At 68.8% G+C, this 17,286-nt stretch carries 17 protein-coding genes; 8 read left to right on the forward strand and 9 right to left on the reverse strand.

The window, feature by feature from the left end; genetic code table 11:
- The first annotated feature begins 32 nt into the window (after nt 1-32).
- From MKK84_RS26550 to MKK84_RS26570, 5 genes are all read left to right on the forward strand, one after another.
- A complete protein-coding gene (locus MKK84_RS26550) occupies nt 33-1,229 on the forward strand; it encodes an adenylate/guanylate cyclase domain-containing protein (RefSeq protein WP_243924978.1) in 1,197 nt (398 codons plus the stop codon).
- Nucleotides 1,230-1,423: 194 nt separating this feature from the next.
- Nucleotides 1,424-2,647 (forward strand): molybdopterin-dependent oxidoreductase, encoded by a 1,224-nt coding sequence (locus tag MKK84_RS26555; RefSeq protein ID WP_147840835.1) that lies wholly within the window; start codon nt 1,424-1,426, stop codon nt 2,645-2,647.
- 11 nt (nt 2,648-2,658) lie between these two features.
- Nucleotides 2,659-2,997: a c-type cytochrome gene (locus MKK84_RS26560; protein ID WP_147762548.1), complete on the forward strand. Its 339-nt coding sequence runs from the start codon at nt 2,659-2,661 to the stop codon at nt 2,995-2,997.
- A 184-nt stretch (nt 2,998-3,181) separates the two neighbouring features.
- Entirely contained in the window at nt 3,182-4,165 is a 984-nt protein-coding gene (locus MKK84_RS26565) for a beta-propeller fold lactonase family protein (RefSeq protein WP_147840836.1), read from the forward strand.
- 79 nt (nt 4,166-4,244) lie between these two features.
- Complete coding sequence (locus MKK84_RS26570) at nt 4,245-5,330, forward strand: sulfite oxidase (RefSeq protein ID WP_147840837.1); 1,086 nt, start codon at nt 4,245-4,247, stop codon at nt 5,328-5,330.
- Between the two features lie 3 nt (nt 5,331-5,333).
- Here the strand turns inward: MKK84_RS26570 and MKK84_RS26575 are convergent, their stop codons facing one another.
- The 5 genes from MKK84_RS26575 to MKK84_RS26595 are packed head-to-tail and all read right to left on the reverse strand — an operon-like array spanning nt 5,334 to nt 8,331.
- Nucleotides 5,334-5,705, reverse strand: coding sequence for a YidH family protein (locus MKK84_RS26575; protein WP_056203338.1), 372 nt, complete (start codon nt 5,703-5,705; stop codon nt 5,334-5,336).
- Nucleotides 5,702-6,592, reverse strand: coding sequence for a LysR family transcriptional regulator (locus tag MKK84_RS26580; protein WP_147840838.1), 891 nt, complete (start codon nt 6,590-6,592; stop codon nt 5,702-5,704). Before MKK84_RS26580 ends, MKK84_RS26575 begins: the two co-directional genes overlap by 4 nt.
- Nucleotides 6,589-7,398: an anti-sigma factor family protein gene (locus MKK84_RS26585; protein ID WP_147840839.1), complete on the reverse strand. Its 810-nt coding sequence runs from the start codon at nt 7,396-7,398 to the stop codon at nt 6,589-6,591. The genes MKK84_RS26580 and MKK84_RS26585 overlap by 4 nt, the downstream gene beginning before the upstream one ends.
- Entirely contained in the window at nt 7,395-7,904 is a 510-nt protein-coding gene (locus MKK84_RS26590; RefSeq protein ID WP_243924979.1) for an RNA polymerase sigma factor, read from the reverse strand. Before MKK84_RS26590 ends, MKK84_RS26585 begins: the two co-directional genes overlap by 4 nt.
- 43 nt (nt 7,905-7,947) lie before the next feature.
- The gene (locus MKK84_RS26595; RefSeq protein ID WP_147840841.1) at nt 7,948-8,331 is read right to left on the reverse strand and encodes a hypothetical protein; all 384 of its coding nucleotides are present in this window, start codon (nt 8,329-8,331) and stop codon (nt 7,948-7,950) included.
- Nucleotides 8,332-8,512: 181 nt separating this feature from the next.
- On the opposite strand from MKK84_RS26595, the gene MKK84_RS26600 reads away from it, so the two are divergent.
- Nucleotides 8,513-8,968 carry a DUF305 domain-containing protein gene (locus MKK84_RS26600; RefSeq protein ID WP_147840842.1) on the forward strand — a complete coding sequence of 152 codons (456 nt, stop codon included), beginning with the start codon at nt 8,513-8,515 and terminating at the stop codon, nt 8,966-8,968.
- Complete coding sequence (locus MKK84_RS26605; protein WP_147840843.1) at nt 8,965-10,401, forward strand: YncE family protein; 1,437 nt, start codon at nt 8,965-8,967, stop codon at nt 10,399-10,401. Before MKK84_RS26600 ends, MKK84_RS26605 begins: the two co-directional genes overlap by 4 nt.
- A 225-nt stretch (nt 10,402-10,626) precedes the next feature.
- On the opposite strand, the gene MKK84_RS26610 is transcribed toward MKK84_RS26605, so the two are convergent.
- Nucleotides 10,627-11,396, reverse strand: a protein-coding gene (locus tag MKK84_RS26610; RefSeq protein ID WP_147840844.1) for an IS5 family transposase whose coding sequence is annotated in 2 segments (ribosomal slippage) — nt 10,627-11,081 and nt 11,081-11,396 — 771 coding nt in all. Because the reading frame shifts where the segments join, the coding sequence is not laid out codon by codon here.
- A gap of 181 nt (nt 11,397-11,577) precedes the next feature.
- Between MKK84_RS26610 and MKK84_RS26615 the strand changes: the two genes are divergently transcribed.
- Nucleotides 11,578-11,988, forward strand: coding sequence for a response regulator (locus MKK84_RS26615; protein ID WP_187275330.1), 411 nt, complete (start codon nt 11,578-11,580; stop codon nt 11,986-11,988).
- 170 nt (nt 11,989-12,158) lie between these two features.
- On the opposite strand, the gene MKK84_RS26620 is transcribed toward MKK84_RS26615, so the two are convergent.
- The 3 genes from MKK84_RS26620 to MKK84_RS26630 are packed head-to-tail and all read right to left on the reverse strand — an operon-like array spanning nt 12,159 to nt 17,220.
- Nucleotides 12,159-15,326, reverse strand: a complete 3,168-nt coding sequence (locus MKK84_RS26620; RefSeq protein WP_147840846.1) for an efflux RND transporter permease subunit — start codon at nt 15,324-15,326, stop codon at nt 12,159-12,161.
- Nucleotides 15,323-16,828 carry an efflux RND transporter periplasmic adaptor subunit gene (locus MKK84_RS26625; protein ID WP_147840847.1) on the reverse strand — a complete coding sequence of 502 codons (1,506 nt, stop codon included), beginning with the start codon at nt 16,826-16,828 and terminating at the stop codon, nt 15,323-15,325. Before MKK84_RS26625 ends, MKK84_RS26620 begins: the two co-directional genes overlap by 4 nt.
- A complete protein-coding gene (locus MKK84_RS26630; protein ID WP_056251379.1) occupies nt 16,825-17,220 on the reverse strand; it encodes a FixH family protein in 396 nt (131 codons plus the stop codon). The genes MKK84_RS26625 and MKK84_RS26630 overlap by 4 nt, the downstream gene beginning before the upstream one ends.
- Between the last annotated feature and the right edge of the window lie 66 nt (nt 17,221-17,286).

Raw genomic sequence — 17,286 nt, forward strand, 5'->3', positions numbered from 1 at the left:
CATCGATCCGAATTCTTGATGAAAGAACTGCCGTGACACGTTCGTCCCAATCTTCGTCCGAGGCGGTCGCGCAGGCGACGGGATGGTTGATGGGGCCGGGTCGCGAAGCGGCGGACGCGGCAGCCCTTCTCGACGGGTTCAGCGCGTGCCTCTCGGGGCTCGGCCTGCCACTGGCCCGCGCCACCACCCACGCGCCGACCCTGCATCCGTCGTTCCGGTGGGTGATGCGCGTCTGGCATCCCGGAGCGTCGAGCCTAGCCCTGCGTCGCCGCCACGGCATCGAGGGTACGCCGACTTTTCACGGCAACACCGTCGAGCACGTGGTCGAGACCCGTACCCCATTCCGATGCCGTCTCGACGGGGATGGGCCGCTGCCGTTTCCCGTGCTGGGCGAGCTTCGCGACGAGGGTCTGACCGACTACCTCATCGTGCCGCTGCGCGCCGCGCGTGGACGCATGGGCGCCGCCTCCTGGGCCACGGCGAGACCGGGCGGCTTCACGCCGATCGAGATCGACACGTTGCTGGCGCTGGTCGGGTCTTTCTCGCTGCTGTTCGAGATCAAGGCGCTCGACGACATGCTCGGCGCGGTGCTGAGCGCCTATGTCGGGCGCGACCCGGCGCGGCAGATTCTGGCCGGCACGGTGCGGCGTGGCGACGTGCGCCTGATGCGGGCCGCGATGATGCTGACTGACTTGCGCGGGTTCGGTGAACTGTCCGACCGGCAGAGCCCAGACTGTGTCGTGGCCGCCCTCAACCGGATGTTCGATGCCATCGTGCCGGCCATCGAGGCGGAAGGCGGCGAGGTGCTGAAGTATATCGGCGACGGGCTACTGGCCGTGTTCGATGCCGATCGCAACGAGGCCGCGGCGCGCCGTGCCGCGTTGCATGCCGCCGAGGCCGCACTCGCTGCGCTTGCGACCCTGCGCGACGGTGACACAGCTGCCTTCGAGGTCGGCGTCGCACTTCATGTCGGGGAGATCGCCTACGGCAATATCGGCGGCGGCGACCGGGTCGATTTCACGGCGATCGGCCGCGATCTCAACGTGCTCGCTCGCGTCGAGCGCCTGTGCAAGACCTACGACACGCCGCTGATCGCCACCGACACCTTCATCGACGGGTTGGCACATGCCCTCGAACCTCTCGGCACCGTCGCCCTTCGCGGTTTTTCAGAGCGTCACGCCCTGTTCGGGCATCGCAGGACCGCGCCCGTCGGCGCGCCGGCGGCGTGACGCCGAGACGGCGTCCTTGATCGTCCCATCGTAGATCGAAACTTCTCAAATCATCGCGTTTGGAGATCATTCACATCGCGAAAGACCGTTGGAAGGAATAAATCGTATCCCGTAGCATCTCCATGGTCGCGAGGAATCGCGACGGGTCCGATGCCCTCGAACGCATCGACGCCGACATTCTTAGGGGAGAGACCATGCACGGACTGGACAGACCGACGAACCGCCGCCTCGTCCTGGGTGGCCTAGGGCTCGGCAGCCTCGGCGCCGCCATGCCGGCCTGGGCGGCGGGCTCGGTGAAGCTTCCGCTGCCGGGCGGCCCGGATGAGCGGGCGTTGACCACGGCCTTTCCGGACAAGGGCGAGATGATCCTGCAGCGCACTCATCCGCCGCTGCTGGAGACGCCGTTCTCGGTATTCGACGAGGGCGTGTTCACACCCAACGACCGCTTCTACGTCCGTTGGCACTGGGCCTCGATCCCGACCGAAGTCGACGCCGGCACCTTCCGTCTTAAGGTCCACGGCCACGTCGATAAGGAACTCTCGCTCTCCCTCGACGCCATCGCCGGCCTGCCCCGCTTCGAGATCGCCGCGGTGAACCAGTGCTCGGGCAATTCACGCGGGCTGTTCGAGCCGCGTGTGCCCGGCGCGCAATGGGCCAACGGCTCGATGGGCAACGCCCGCTGGACCGGGGTGCGCCTCAAGGACGTGCTCGAACGCGCTGGCGTGAAGTCTGGTGCCTTGCAGGTGCGCTTCAGCGGCCTCGACGAGCCCGTGGTCGACGACGCGCCGGACTTCAAGAAGTCCCTCGATCTCGACCACGCCAACAATGGTGAGGTGATGATCGCCTACGCGATGAACGGCGAGCAACTTCCGCTGCTCAACGGTTTCCCGCTCCGCCTCGTGGTGCCGGGCTGGTACTCGACCTATTGGGTCAAGATGCTGTCCGACATCGAGGTGCTGGACAAGCCCGACGACCAATATTGGATGAAGACCGCCTACCGCATCCCGGACGTGCCGGGCGCCAACATTAAGCCCGGCCAGACCGGCTTCAAGACGGTCCCGATCAACAGGATGGTGCCGCGCTCCTTCGTCACCAACCTGACCGATGGCGCCAAGGTGGCGGCCGGAACGCCGGTGGCCCTTCGCGGCATCGCCTTCGGCGGCGATTGCGGGGTGAAGACGGTCGACTTCTCCGGAGATGGCGGAGCGACGTGGTTCCCGGCGCAGCTCGGCGCGGACGAGGGCCCCTACAGCTTCCGCCGCTTCGAGGGCAGCCTACCGGCGCTGGCCTCCGGCACCCACACGATCAGGGTCCGCTGCACCAACACCAACGGCGTCGCGCAGCCCATGGACCGGGTCTGGAACGGCGCCGGCTTCATGCAGAACGGCATCGAGGCCGTGTCCTTCCAGGCCGCTTGAGGAGAACAGCCATGAACCCAATCCGCCCTGCGGCCCTCATCGCCGCGCTCATACTGTCTCCCCTGGTGGCGCTCGCCGCCCCGGCTCCCGAGCCGATGCGCTTCACCTCGCAATCGATCGAATTCCCGACTTCCGACCGAATGTTCCCCGACGGACCGGGGGCCGAGGCGGTCAATAACAACTGCCTCGCCTGCCACTCGGCCGGGATGGTGCTGACCCAGCCCAAGCTCACGAAGGCGCAGTGGACCGAGACCGTGAACAAGATGGTCCACGTCTACAAGGCGCCCGTCGATCAGGCCGACGTGCAGACCATCGTCGACTACCTCACGGCGTTGAAGCCGACGCCCTGAACCCCCGAATCCCGAGGCCGCCGCGCTATTTCGCCGGCCTCGGGGAATAAACCGCGCCTTCTGGCGTCTCCTCAGGGCGATGCACGGCCGGCCCGGCCTTGCACCACGGATTTCCGATTTCGAACCAGCCCTCACGGCAGGCCCCGGCCGCCGAACGAGCGCGCATGCCCGAGAGACCCGCTTCATGACCCATATCCGCACCAGCCTCCGCACCCTCCTCACCGGAGCCGCCTTGCTCCTAGCCCAGGCCCAGCCCGGGTTCGCCGCCGGCTTCGACGGCGCGATCAAGAACAACGCCCTGGCGCTGAACGCCGCCGGGACCGTCGCCGCTGTTTCGAACAGCGAGGAGAGCGCCGTCGTCGTCTACGACGTCGCCAAGGGCACGGTGCTGCGCCGCCTCGACGGCTTCGTCACGCCGCGCAACATCGTGTTCGCGCCGGACGGCGCCCGCTTCTACGTCTCCGACAGCGGCACCGGCCGGATCACGGTCTACGAGACCGCCACCGGCAAGGAGGCCGGCGTTCTCGCCGCGGGCCCCGGCTCGTTCGGTACGGTGCTCTCGGCCGACGGAGGCAAGCTCTACGTCAACAACGAGGCCGCGAGCACGCTGACCGTGTTCGACACCAGGACCATGCTCGCCGAGGCCGTGATCCCCGGCTTCGCGCAGCCGCGCCAGGGCGTGAAGCTGTCGCCGGACGGCAAGACCGTGTTCGTGACGAACTTCCTCGGCGACAAGATCACGTTGGTCGATACCGCTACCAACAAGATCACCGGCGAGATCGCCGGGTTCGACAAGCTGCGCGCCATCTCGATCACCAAGGACGGTAAGACGCTGTTTGCCGCCAACAGCGGCCGCAATACCATCGGCGTGGTCGATGTCGCCGCCCGTAAGGTCACCTCCGAGGTGGCAGTGGGCAAGGACCCCTACGGCGCCGCGCTGACCCCGGACGGGCGCTTCGTCTATTCGGGCAATCTCAAGGACAACTCCTTGTCGGTGATCGACACCGGCACTCTCAAGGTCGTCGCAACGGTGACCGGCCTGAACGAGCCGCGCCAGGCGATCGCGTTCTCGACCGACAACGCCCGCGCCTACGTCCTCAACCGCGACCTCAGCGTCGCCGTGGTGGACCGGGCGAAGAACGCGGTCATCTCGACGATGAAGCCCTGAGGCGACGCGCGCCGGGGGCCTTATCGGTTCCCGGCGCGTTCTCGTCGTCGACACGTCACGAACGCAGGACAAAGACCCCATGCTCGGCCTGTTCCAGCGCAAGGACCGCCTCATCGTCCACGGCAAGGCGCCCTACAACGCCGAGCCGCCGCTCGATCGCCTGCGCGCGACCTTCATTACCGAGCAGGCCGACTTCTACGTCCGCAGCCACGGCGACATCCCGGACATCGACGCCGACAGCTACCGCCTGACCGTCGACGGGATGGTCGCGACGCCGCTCGACCTGTCCGTCGCCGACCTCAAGGCGCGGTTCGCACCCATCACCGTCACGGCAGTAATGCAATGCGCCGGCAACCGCCGGGCCGACATGCTGGCGGTGGCCCCGGTCGCCGGCGACCCGTGGGCGGCCGGCGCCATCGGCAACGCGGAATGGACCGGCGTGCGCCTCGCCGACGTGCTGCGCGCGGCCGGCCTCGACGCGGGGGGCGCACGTCACGTCGCCTTCGAGAGCCACGACCGGATCGCCCATACGGACACGCGCTTCGGCGCCTCGATCCCGCTCGCCAAGGCGCTCGCCCCCGAGACGCTGCTCGCCTTCGCGATGAACAGCGAGCCTCTCGCCCCCGAGCACGGCCATCCGTTGCGCGTGGTGGTGCCGGGCTTTGCCGGTATCCGCAGCCCGAAGTGGCTCGCCCGCATCACGGTGCAGGATCACCCCTCCGACAACCCGATGCAGGCCGACGACTACAAGCTGTTTCCGCCCGACGTGACCGCCGAGACCGCGGACCCCGCCCACGGCATCACCATCGAGGCGATGCCGCTCAACAGCGCGATCTGCGAGCCCGCCCGCGGCGCAGCGTTGAAGGCCGGCCGGCACGCGATCCGCGGCTACGCCATCGCCAGCGACCGAGCGGTCGCCCGCGTCGACGTCTCGACGGATGGCGGTCGCAGCTGGGCGCAGGCCCGGATCGACCGCGATGCGGACGCGCCCTACGCCTGGACGTTCTGGGAGATCGACTGCGAGCTGACGACCGGCGAGCACGAACTCGCGGTGCGGGCCTGGGACTCCGCCGGCCAGACCCAGCCTGCGGCGCCGGACGACACCTGGAACTACAAGGGCTACCTCAGCGCCGCCTGGCACCGGGTGCGGGTCACGGTGGCCTGACCGTCACGCCCAGAGCAGGGCAGTGGCCGCGAGGCCCGAGATCGCGATGAGTAGGGCCGCAACCCCGACGGTGAGGATGCGCGGCATCATCGGGATCTCGGCATGGGCGAGTCGCGCTCGGATCGCCCGGTCCCGCCATGCGGCGCCGGCGAACGAAGCAAGCGCGCAGGCGATCAGCGTGAGCGACAGCACCTTCAGTGGCCAGACCGCCAGCACCTCTCGCAGGAAGCGCTGCGCGGCCAGGCCGACGCCGAGGAAGGCGAGCCCGGTGCGAAGCCACGCCACGAAGGTGCGCTCGGCTGCCAGCACCGTGCGGTCCTCGGCGAGCCTGACCCGCGGGTCGTCGGGGGGAACGGGCTTCGCAGGTTCCCTCATCCGGCAGCCGCCTCCTGGATCAGGTCGAGCAGCGCGTCGGCTGCCCGACTGCGATAGCGCTCCTTGTGGCGCAGCACCCGGAAGGGCCGGCTCGGCAGGGCGAACGCCGCCCGCACCAGCGTTCCGGCCCGTAGCGCGGCGGCGACCACGGTCTCGGACAGGACGGCGGCCCCGCCCCCGGCCTCGACGGCGGCGCGCACCGCCTCGTTCGAGGGCAGTTCGAGCGTGACCCGGAGTTGGGCCGTGGAGAGGCCAGCCTCCATGAGCGCTGCCTCGAAGGCCGAGCGGGTTCCGGATCCCGCCTCGCGCAGCACCCAATCGGCCCCGGCGAGGTCCTCGGGTGCGAGCGCGGTCGCCCCCGCGAAGGGATGTGTTGGGGCAACCACGAGGACGAGTTGGTCCCGCGCGATGGTGGTGCTCGCAAGCGTCGGGTCGTCCAACGCTCCCTCGACGAAGCCGAGTTCGGCCTGCCCGGCGCGCACCGCGTCGGCGGCATCGGTGGTGTTGCCGACCGCCAGCCGGATGGCGATCTCAGGGTAGGTGCGGCGGAAGGCGACGAGGTGGCGCGGCAGCCAGTCGCTGGCGATGGTCTGGCTGGCGTAGAGCGCCAGCGTCCCGCGTCGCAGGCAGCTGAGGTCGGCGAGCACCAGTTCGGCGGCTTCCGCCCGGGCGAGCACCGCGCGAGCCTCGATGAGGAATACGCGCCCCGCCTCGGTGAGTTCGATCCCGCGGCCGACCCGGTGAAACAGCTTCGTCGCGTGCCGCCCCTCGATGTTGGCGATCGCCGTGCTGACCGCCGACTGGACGATGTTCAGCGCCTCGGCGGCTCGCGTCACGTGCTGCCGCTCGGCCACCGCCACGAAGATGCGAAGCTGGTCGAGGGTCACGGCTGCCGACGATCCGGCGCGAGGCCGCGGACGTGCGCATCGACCGCCTGCGCGACGGTGAGCAGCCGGGCCTCGTCGGTACGGCCGGTGACGACGTAGGACATGCCACCATCGACCCAGGAGAAGGCAGCGATGTCGCCCTCTCGGGCGAAGCGGAAGAGCGTTCGCCCATCGCCGTCTCCGACGCGGCTGTAAAGCGTCAGGCGGGTTCCGCGGTCGTCGTCGTACATTAGCATCGCTGCGGATTCAGCGCCGGCCGGCAGCAGCCGCCCGCCCATCAGGCGAAACCCTTGGGCCGCGAGATCGGGGGCCGCGACCGCGTGACCGAGGCGCTTCGAGAGCCACGTCACGAGGTGGGGCTTCTCGTCGGCGCGCACCTCCACCGGATGCACCACCTCGACCACGAAGGTGCGAAAGGCCGCGACCGCGTCCTGCGTCGCCGGTGACTCCGTCACCATCGCCGTTGCGGGTCCGCCGCGCAGGGCATGGCCGACCCAGCCGCCGGCACCGCCGAGCGCAAGGCAGAGCACGGCTGCAGCCGCCATGGGGAACCAGCCCCTGCCGACGAACCGACGTCGCGGGCGAATGTTGGCCACCCGGAGCCGCGCCGGGATCGCCTCCTCGGCGATCGGCGCGAGGCGGGCACGCAGGCGCTCGCGCAGAGCGCGATCCGCCGAGACCTCGGCCGCACGCGCGGGGTTTCCTTTGAGCCATGCCTCGACCAGCGCCTGCCGCTCCGGTTCGAGGCGGCCATCGATCAGGCCGTGCAGGTCGTCCTCGCCGACCGGGCGTGGATCCCCGCTCATTTCACCCTCCTCAAGAGGCCGGTTCGGCCTGTTTCCAGAAAACTTCGCATCCGCGTCCGCGCCCGGCTCAACCGCGACATCACGGTGCCGAGCGGTACGCCAAGCACCTGGGCCGCCTCGGCATAGGACAGATCCTCCACCGAGACGAGGAGCAGCACCGAGCGCTGTTCCTCGGGCAGGGCGTCGAGGCCGGCGAGCACGTCGCGGGCCCCCATCGCGGCCTCCGGGTCGATACCTGGGTCGGGCACCTGCTCCAGCGCTTCCGCGCCGCAATCGACGCCGCGCCGGCCCTGGCGCCGGACGGCGCCGAGGAACAGGTTGCGCTCGATCGTGAACAGCCACGCTCGGAGGTCGCCGTCGCGGCGGCGCCCGGACCAAGCGGACAAGGCCCGCTCCAGGGTGTCCTGGACGAGGTCGTCCGCCGCCTCGCGGTCTCGCAACAGCGCGACGGCGTAGCGCCGCAGGGCCGGGATTTGCGGTTCGATCAGGGCGGCGATCTCGTCCAACGATGCTTCCCGGTCAGAGGGGGCCGATCAAGGCATTCACCGATCAAGGCTTGGCGATGTGCCACGCGCCATTGAGGAAGCCGTCGCCGGTGATGTCGCCGGGCTTGGTGTCCTTGGCAAAGGTGTAGAGCGGCTTGCCCTTGTAGGCCCACTGCATCGTGCCGTCGTCCCGCGTCACCATCGTCCAGTCGCCGCTGGCGGCCGAGCCGGAGGCGGCCATCAGGGCCGGCCAGTTGGTGGCGCAGGGGCCGTTGCACATCGACTTGCCGCCCATGTCCTTGTCGAAGGTGTAGAGGGTCATGCTCTTGGCATCGACGAGCGCCGGCCCCTTGGCGGTCTCGGCCGTCATGGCAGGCGCGGCGGCCTGGGCGGCCAAGGCGGAGAAGGCGACAGCCGCGAAGGCGCCGCGGATCAGCAGAGTGCGCATGGGTGAGGTCTCCCGCGGTCGAGCATGACCGCATCGGGAGGGATGCCGAAGAGGCGCCTCTATTCCACGCGTCTTCTCGACGACAGATCACGAAGGCGTGAACGGGCTCTCAGCCACATCCGCGGAATAAAGCCGCGCCCCAGGCATCCTTCCCATCGACACCGGATCAAAAGGAAGCCGCATGCGCGGAGCACTGGGATTTGCCGTGACGGCGGCGCTGATGGCGAGCGGCCTCGTCGGCGGCCGGATGATGATGCGCCCGACCTTGGCCGCCACCGAGCCAGCGGCAGCTCCGTCTGCGTCCTTCGACGCGATGATGGCGCAGTCGATGGCGCAGATGCATGCCGACATGATGGTCCCGCCCTCGGGCGACCCCGACCGCGACTTCGCCGCGATGATGATCCCGCACCACGAAGGCGCGATCGCGATGGCGAAGGCGGAGCTGCTCCACGGCGAGGATCCGGTCCTGCGCCGCCTCGCGCAGGGGATCGTCGTCGAGCAGGGCCAGGAGATCGATGTGATGCGCCGCGCGCTCGCCGATCGCCTCGCGATGCCGGGTCGGGCCGCCGGCGCCCCTCCCGTTCACCACCATGGCGCGGCACCTGCCGCCGAGATGCCTTCGGAGCACCGCCGATGAAGACCGCCCTGACCGTTCTCGCCCTTGTGCTGCTCTCCGGCTCGGCCTTCGCCGGGCAGGCTCCAGGCCCCGCCTCGGCGCCCGACGTGCCCATCAGCAGCAAAGACCGGTTCTACACCTCCGATCAGTTCTCCAATACGGTCTCTGTGGTCGATCCCGCCGCCAACACCCTGCTCGGGGTGATCCGGCTCGGCGACCCGACGCCGACAAACCTGAGCCCGCTCTATCGCGGGCAGCTTCTGGTTCACGGCATGGGCTTCTCGCCGGACCACAGGACCCTGCTCGCGGTCTCGATCGGTTCGAACTCCGTGAGCTTCATCGACACGGCGACCAACGCGGTCCGCCACACCGCCTATGTCGGCCGCTCGCCGCACGAAGCCTTCTTCACGCCGGACGGCCGAGAGGTCTGGGTGAGCGTGCGCGGCGAGGACTATATCGCCGTGCTCGATGCCGCGACCGCCATGGAGACCCGCCGGATCACCGTACCGAACGGGCCGGGCATGACGATCTTCTCGCCGGACGGCACCTACGGTTACGTCTGCTCCAGCTTCAGCCCCGAGACCGTCGTCATCGACACCAAGACCCACGCCATCGTCGGCCGCGTGAAGCAGGAGAGTCCGTTCTGCCCCGACATCGCCGCCACGCCGGACGGCAAGCAGGTGTGGTTCACCCTCAAGGATGTCGGCCGGACCCAGGTGTTTTCGGCGCGTCCGCCATTCGCGCCGCTGAAGACGATCGAGACCGGGCCGATCACCAACCACGTCAACATCGTCTCGACCAAGGCCGGCCAGTTCGCCTACGTGACGATTGGCGGCCTGAACCAGGTCAAGGTGTTCCGCACCGACGATTTCTCCCAGCTCGCAACGATCCCGACCGGCGCCCTGCCGCACGGGCTCTGGCCCTCGGGCGACGGCAGCCGCGTCTATGTCGGTCTGGAGAACGCCGACAAGGCCGCGGTGATCGACACCGCGTCGAACACGGTGATCGCCGAGGTGCCGATCGGGCAGGGTCCGCAGGGCGTCGCCTACGTCCCGAACGCCGTACCGGAGGGCGACGGAATGCAAAACCTGCAGCCGCTGGGGGCCGCAGGCCAGACCAGTGCGCTGACGCTCGCGGGCAGCGACGGCAAGCCGGCGACGCAGGTCACCCTGTTCGACCAGGGCGTGCTGCAGACGCTGCAGGCCGCGATCACGGGACTGGCGCCGAAGATGCCGTTCGTGCTGGCGCTGTCCGCAGATCCGAAGGGCGCGACCGGCCTGGAGCCACTCGCCGCCTTCACCACCAACCCGGCCGGCGCGGCCATCGTCAACGCGATCGGCCCGATCCGGCAAGTCACCCGCAAGGACGCCGGCCCGAGCCGCCGTTACCTCGTGGTCGCGGCGGGCAAGCCCGGCAAACTCGGCGGCGTCGTGCAGGTGCAGATCACGGATTAATCGAGCGGTGTCGCCAGTCCGGAAGGCGAACATCTCAAACAATGCCTCCGTGACGCGAGCCCAGCCTCGATGTCTGCTTTCGAGAACAGCGTCAGCCCGCTTCTATGGCGTAGTTGGGTCGGATGCGGAATGTCCGCTTGCGGGCGGCCGGTTACCTTCCGCATTCCACCCCAAGCTGACCTCGCGAATGGGTACCAAGCGTCAGGTTTCGACCACTAGGGCGTGTCATCGCTTGAGCCAATCGAGGGCGGCGGCGAGGTAGAGGACGCCCATGAAGCTGACGGCGGTCTTCTCGTAGCGGGTGGCGATGGCGCGCCACTCTTTGAGCCTGGCCCAGAGGCGCTCGACCTGGTTACGGTTGTTGTAGATCCAATCCGGGCAGGCCACGGGCGCTTCGTGGCGCTGAGGCGGGATCGCAGGCCGAGCGCCCATGTCCCAGATGTGTTCGCGAAAGACGTGGCTGGTATAGCCGCGGTCTCCCACGACCCATTTGGGCACCCCCGGCAGTTGATCGAGCAGGGGAACAGCGTGAGGGAGTTCATGGGCCTGACCGGGCGCCAGCCGGAAGGCGATGGCGCGGCCCTGCCCGTCGGCGATCACGCAAGCCTTGGTACTATCGCCGCCACGCGAGCGGCCAAGAGCTTCACGAGCGTCTCGCTCGGCCGCAGATCCCCCCTTTTGGCGGCTCCCGCCGCCTTTTGGTGCGCCCGCACGTTCGTGCCGTCGAGGAACACCATGCCGAGTTGGACGCCGCGTTCCTGCACAAGGTGAAGAAGCCGCTCCCAGACGCCGGCACGCGACCAGCGGATGAAGATCTGGGCGGCCCGCCACCAGGGTCCCAATTCCTCGGGAATGGCCCGCCATTTGGCCCCGTTCTGATGCCGCCAGAGAATGGCCGAGAGCGTGCGCTGCAGATCCTGCGGAGGCGTTTTGGCCTTGGGCCGGCAGGCTTCAACCAGAGGCTCCAGATCAGCCCATTGCGCGTCGCTCAGCATCGTCCCTCCTCCATCAGAGAGACGAAAACGCAAGCCCAGCCAATCTGTTCAGGCGACGACAGGCCCTAGGGGCCCGCATCCACGGGACCTACGGAAACGTCGCCAGGCAACCGGGCTTCAAGGACGCAAAAGAAACCTATGTTATGCGGCAACCTACCGGCCAGGCCGGCCTTTGGTATCCATGCCCCTGCCTGACACCGCCGATGCCCCCCATGTCCTCGTGGTCGACGACGACGCCCTCATCTTGATGGATGTGTCCGACATCCTGGAGGATGCCGGTTTCGTGGTTCTTGAGGCGATGAACGTCGCCCAGGCGATGCGGGTGCTAGACGAGCACCACGGCAAGGTGCAGCTGCTGTTCACGGACGTGCAGATGCCCGGCCCGGACAACGGCTTCGACCTGGCGCGGCGGACGGCCGTGACGTGGCCCCACATCGCCATCGTGGTCGCCTCCGGCAATGTGCGACCTGAACCCGGGGACCTGCCCTATGGGGCGACGTTCATCGGGAAGCCGTTCAGCCCCTCCTTGGTCCGGCACCACGTGCGCGAGACGATGCCGCCGGAGAAGCACCCCGGGCCCCTTCGGAGGTAAGCCCGGGATCGGTTGGCCGGAGCCCCATGCCTCCTCCCGGCTCTCCTCGATCATCGACCGGATGCGAGCGACCCTCGATGTCGGGTTAGGCGAGGTCTTCGAGAATGTCGGAGACCAACCTGCCTACCTTCGGCTCGTCTTCGACCACCAGCATGGTCTCGTCCTCGTTGTCATTCCGCGGCCAAGGGCATCGTGTGCCCCTCGACGGATTCCGGCCGCATGTCGGATCTCGGCAGTCCCCATCCCTTCACCAGCCCGTACACTGCCGGGATCACGACGAGGGTCAGGACGGTCGACGACACCATGCCGCCGATCATCGGCACCGCGATGCGCTGCATGACCTCGGAGCCCGAGCCGGTGCTCCACAGGATGGGTAACAGCCCGGCCATGATGGCGACCACGGTCATCATCTTGGGCCGCACCCGCTCGACCGCGCCGACCATGATCGCCCGCCTCAGGTCATTTCGCGATAGGGGCCGGCCCTCCCGCTCGCACTCCGTCCGGACCTCGGCCAGCGCATGGTCGAGGTAGACCAGCATGATCACCCCGGTCTCGGCGGCGACCCCGGCGAGCGCGATGAAGCCCACGGCCACGGCGACCGACAGGTTGAAGCCGAGCCACCACATCAGCCAGACGCCGCCGACCAGGGCGAAGGGCAGCGACAGCATCACGATGAGGGTCTCGGTCAGGCGCCGGAAGTTCAGGTAGAGCAGCAGGAACACGGTCAGGAGGGTCAGGGGCACCACGATCTTGAGCCGGGCCGTCGCGCGGTCGAGGTACTCGACCTGCCCGCTCCACTGGAGGGTGGTCCCCGGCGGCAGGCTCACCTCGCCGGCCACCGCCGCTCGCGCCTCGGCCACGTAGCCGCCAAGGTCGCGTCCGGTGACATCGACGTAGATGAAGACCGCGAGTTGCCCGTTCTCGGTCCGGATCTGGGTCGGGCCCCGGGTCAGCGCGACCTTGGCGACCTCACCCAAGGGGACCGTGCCTCCGCCCGCGATGGGTACCTGCACCTCGGTCGCGATGGATTGTGGGCTCGACCGGAAGGCGCGCGGGTAGCGAACGTTCACGGTGTAGCGCTCGCGGCCCTCGACGGTGTTGGTCACGCTCTCACCGCCGAGCGCCATGGCGATCACGTCCTGAACCTCGCCGACCGTTAGGCCGTAGCGGCCCAGAACCTCACGGTCCGGCGTGATGTCGAGGAAGTACCCGCCCTGGACGCGCTCGGCATAGGCGCTCGACGTGCCCGGCACCGCCTTCACCACCGCCTCGACCCGGCGGGCGACCTTCTCCATCTCGGCGAGGTCGGTTCCGAGCACCTTGATGCCGACGGGGGTTCGGATGCCGGTGGCGAGCATGTCGATGCGGGCGCGGATTGGCTGGGTCCAGGCGTTCGAGACGCCCGGGAACTGGAGCGCGGCATCCATCTCGGCCTTGAGGCTCGCCAACGTCACGCCCGGGCGCCACTCCGCCTTCGGCTTCAGGTTGACGATGGTCTCGAACATCTCGGAGGGCGCCGGGTCCGTGGCCGTGTTGGCCCGGCCCGCCTTGCCGTACACAGACAGGACTTCCGGGAAGCTCTTCAGGATGGTGTCCTGTCTCCCTAAAAGCTCTCCGGCCTTGGTCACCGAGATGCCCGGCAGGGTGGTCGGCATGTACATCAGGGTGCCCTCGTCGAGGTCGGGCATGAACTCGGACCCGAGCTGCAGGGCCGGCCAGACCGAGGCGCCTAGAACGCCCAGCGCGATCAGGATGGTCAGCACCCGCGCCCGCAGGACGCCGGCGATGATGGGACGGTAGAGCCAGATCAGGAGCCGGTTCACCGGGTTGCGGTGTTCGGGCACGATGCGGCCGCGCACGAACAGGACCATCAGGGCCGGAACCAGCGTCACCGACAGCACCGCCGCCGCCGCCATCGCGAACGTCTTAGTAAAGGCCAGCGGCCCGAACAGACGCCCTTCCTGGCTCTCCAGGGTGAAGATGGGCAGGAAGCTGACCGTGATGATGAGGAGCGAGAAGAACAGCGAGGGACCGACCTCGGAGGCGGCCTCTATCAGGACCTGGACCCGGGGCTTGCCGGGGTCCGCCCGCTCCAGGTGCTTGTGGGCGTTCTCGATCATGACGATGGCGGCGTCGATCATGGCGCCGACCGCGATGGCGATGCCGCCCAGGCTCATGATGTTGGCGCCCAAGCCCAGCGCCTTCATGCCCGCGAACGCCATCAGGATGCCGACCGGCAGCATCAGGATGGCCACCAGCGCGCTGCGCACGTGGAGCAGGAAGACGACGCAGACGAGAGCGACGATGGCGCTCTCCTCGATCAGGGTGCCCTTGAGGGTCTCGATGGCCGCCTCGATCAGGTGCGAGCGGTCGTAGACGGGCAGGATCTCGGTGCCCTTCGGCAGGCTGGCGGCGACTTCGGCGAGGCGCGCCTTGGCGCTCGCGATGACGTCGAGGGCGTTCGCCCTGAAGCGCTGGAGGATGATGCCGCCGGCGACCTCGCCGTCCCCGTTCATCTCGGTGATGCCGCGGCGCTCGTCGGGACCGAGCTCGACCCGGGCGACGTCCTTCACCCGCAGGGGTGTGCCCGCCTCCGTCCTCAGGACGATGCTCCCGATGTCGGCGACGCTCTTGAGGTACCCGCGGCCACGGACGACGAACTCGAACTCGGACAACTCGACGGTGCGGCCGCCGACGTCGGCGTTGCTCGACCTGATGGCCTCCCGGAGCTTGGACATGGTGATGCCCTGCGCCCGCAGTCGGTTCGGATCGACGACGACGTTGTACTGCTTCACGAAGCCGCCGACGCCGGCGACCTCGGCCACGCCCTCGGCGCGGGACGCCCCGAAGCGGACGACCCAGTCCTGGAGCGAGCGGAGTTCGGCCAGCGACCGCTCCTTGGCGACCACGACGTACTGATAGACCCAGCCCACCCCTGTCGCGTCCGGTCCCAGCGTCGGGGTCACCCCTGCCGGTAGGCGCTTGGCCACCGTGTTGAGGTATTCGAGCACCCGGCTGCGGGCCCAGTACGGGTCGGTGCCGTCCTCGAAGATGACGTAGACGAACGAGACCCCGAAGAACGAGAACCCCCTCACCACCTTCGACCGCGGCACCGTCAGCATGGCCGTGGTCAGCGGGTAGGTGACCTGATCCTCGATGACCTGGGGCGCCTGCCCGGGGTACTCGGTGTAGACGATGGTCTGGACGTCCGAGAGGTCCGGGATCGCGTCGAGCGGCAGGGTCCTCAGGGCGTAGAGCCCGGCTCCCACCGCGAACACGGTCCCGATCAGGACTAACACCAGATTCTTTGCCGACCAGGCGATGAGGCGGGAGATCATGGCGCCTTCCCCTCGGCGGCGGCCTGCGGGCCCGGGTCGGGTTTGGGCTCCGAAAGCCCCTGCAGCGCCGCCTTCAGGTTGCTCTCGGCGTCGATCAGGAAGTTGGCCGAGGTCACCACGCGGTCGCCCGCGGCGATGCCGTCGCGGACCTCGACGTAGCCGTCGCCGCGGACGCCGAGCCTGACCGGTCGCGGTTCGAAGCGACCCTCGCCCTTGTCCAGCAGGACGACCTGTTTCGTGCCGGTGTCGATGACCGCGTCGTCGGGCACCGCGACCACCGGCCTGTCGCTGCCGGTGGCGATCGTCACGTCGGCAAACATCCCCGGGCGCAGGTCGCCGTTCGGGTTGGGCATTTCGATGCGCAGACGGGCTGTCCGGGTCCCCATGGCGAGGTGCGGGTAGATCCGGGTCACCGCGCCGGTGAAGACGCGGTCCGGGAACGTCCTGGCGCGCACGGTCGCCATCTGGCCTTCTGCCACGGCCGCCAAGTCGCGTTCGGTCACGTCGGCGAGGACCCAGACCTTGGAATGGTCGACGAGCTTGAACAGCGTGTCGCCGGACTTGGCGCGCATGCCGTCGGAGACGTTGCGCTCGACCACGACGCCGTCGCGGGGCGCCGACCAGGTGATGGTCGAGGGCACTTTTCGGGATCGCTCGATCTCGTCGATGACCTCGGGCGGGATGCCGAGGTTCTCCAGGCGCCGGCGGGCGCCCTCGTAGCCGATGCCGGTGAGGTACTGCGCAGCCGCCGCGTTCATCTCCGGCGAGAACAGGCGCAGGAGCGGCTGGCCCTTGTGCACGTGGTCGCCGGTGGTGACGGCCTCGACCTTCTCGATGAATGCGTCGGTGCGCATCGCGATGACCGAGATCCGGCGCTCGTCCTCCTCGATGGCGCCGGGCGCGCGCACCGGCATCGACAGGACGCGTCGGTCGACGACCGCCGTCCGGACCCCGGTGCGCTGTAGCTTGCCGGGCGAGATTTTCACGGTGCCGTCCTCGGTGTCCTCCCCCTCGTAGACGGGGAGGTAGTCCATCCCCATCGAGTCCTTCTTCGGGGTCGGCGAGGTGTCCGGCAGGCCCATCGGGTTGCGGTAGAAGCGCACCTTGCGGGCCCCCGCAGGCGTGGTGGCCTGACCCATGGCCATGTCGCCGTGCCCGGCGTCGGGCATCGCCTCCGCCTCGTCGGGTTCGTCGAAGCGCACCTCCTCGCTGGCGCGGACGGCGCGATAGTCGCGACCGTCCGCCGTGCGCCTCGGCTCGGAGGCGTAGTCCGGCTTCCCGTCCGGGTCCTGGTAGAAGACGACCGGTCCCGTCGCCTTCGCCGCGACCGATGCCTGTATCGGGGATGCCGGCCGGGGCGTGCTCGGCAGCCAGTGGGTGAACCCGGTCCGCGCCTGCTGGACGAGCGCCGGTACGGGGCTGCCCTCATGCCCCGCGCCATACCCCAGGGCCCCCGCCGCGAGCGCGGCGAGGGTCCCGGCCAGCCATGCCATCCGGCTCACTTGGTGGCCTTGAACACCAGCTTGTTCTCGACGGTGCCGGTCTCGCCCTGAACCTTGGCTCCGAGCGAGAGGCGCCAGCCGCCGGCCATCGTCAGCTTCGCCTTGAACCGGTAGAGGCCCGGCTCCGGCGACGGTAGCTGCTCGATCCTGGAGGTCATCTCCTCCATGCTGTCGGGCGCCATGTCGATGCGCTTGGCGAAGATGACGGCGTTCGGCACGGGCTTGGACGTGCGCTTGTCGACGAGGCGGACGTCGAGGATGGCCTCGCCCTGCTTGGCCTCGTCCTTCACCAGTTGGAACTCGTAGTCCTTGGTGTCGGCCCGGGCCGCGGTGGTCAGGGCGAGACCGAGCAGCGCAGCCGTCAGGGCGCGTGAAAACGATGTCTTGGACACGGTGGATGATCTCCTGAAAACGATGTGACCCGGGCCTTCAGGCGCGCGGGATCGGCCGGCGCAGGC

Source organism: Methylobacterium sp. E-065 (genome assembly GCF_022829605.1).
Taxonomy (GTDB): Bacteria; Pseudomonadota; Alphaproteobacteria; order Rhizobiales; family Beijerinckiaceae; genus Methylobacterium.

Bases quoted from the DNA above. Each gene is read 5' to 3' on its own strand.
- MKK84_RS26555 (WP_147840835.1), top strand. From the start codon at position 1,424: ATGCACGGACTGGACAGACCGACGAACCGCCGCCTCGTCCTGGGTGGC.
- MKK84_RS26560 (WP_147762548.1), top strand. From the start codon at position 2,659: ATGAACCCAATCCGCCCTGCGGCCCTCATCGCCGCGCTCATACTGTCT.
- MKK84_RS26565 (WP_147840836.1), top strand. From the start codon at position 3,182: ATGACCCATATCCGCACCAGCCTCCGCACCCTCCTCACCGGAGCCGCC.
- MKK84_RS26570 (WP_147840837.1), top strand. From the start codon at position 4,245: ATGCTCGGCCTGTTCCAGCGCAAGGACCGCCTCATCGTCCACGGCAAG.
- MKK84_RS26575 (WP_056203338.1), bottom strand. From the start codon at position 5,705: ATGAGGGAACCTGCGAAGCCCGTTCCCCCCGACGACCCGCGGGTCAGG.
- MKK84_RS26585 (WP_147840839.1), bottom strand. From the start codon at position 7,398: ATGAGCGGGGATCCACGCCCGGTCGGCGAGGACGACCTGCACGGCCTG.
- MKK84_RS26595 (WP_147840841.1), bottom strand. From the start codon at position 8,331: ATGCGCACTCTGCTGATCCGCGGCGCCTTCGCGGCTGTCGCCTTCTCC.
- MKK84_RS26600 (WP_147840842.1), top strand. From the start codon at position 8,513: ATGCGCGGAGCACTGGGATTTGCCGTGACGGCGGCGCTGATGGCGAGC.
- MKK84_RS26605 (WP_147840843.1), top strand. From the start codon at position 8,965: ATGAAGACCGCCCTGACCGTTCTCGCCCTTGTGCTGCTCTCCGGCTCG.
- MKK84_RS26615 (WP_187275330.1), top strand. From the start codon at position 11,578: ATGCCCCTGCCTGACACCGCCGATGCCCCCCATGTCCTCGTGGTCGAC.
- MKK84_RS26620 (WP_147840846.1), bottom strand. From the start codon at position 15,326: ATGATCTCCCGCCTCATCGCCTGGTCGGCAAAGAATCTGGTGTTAGTC.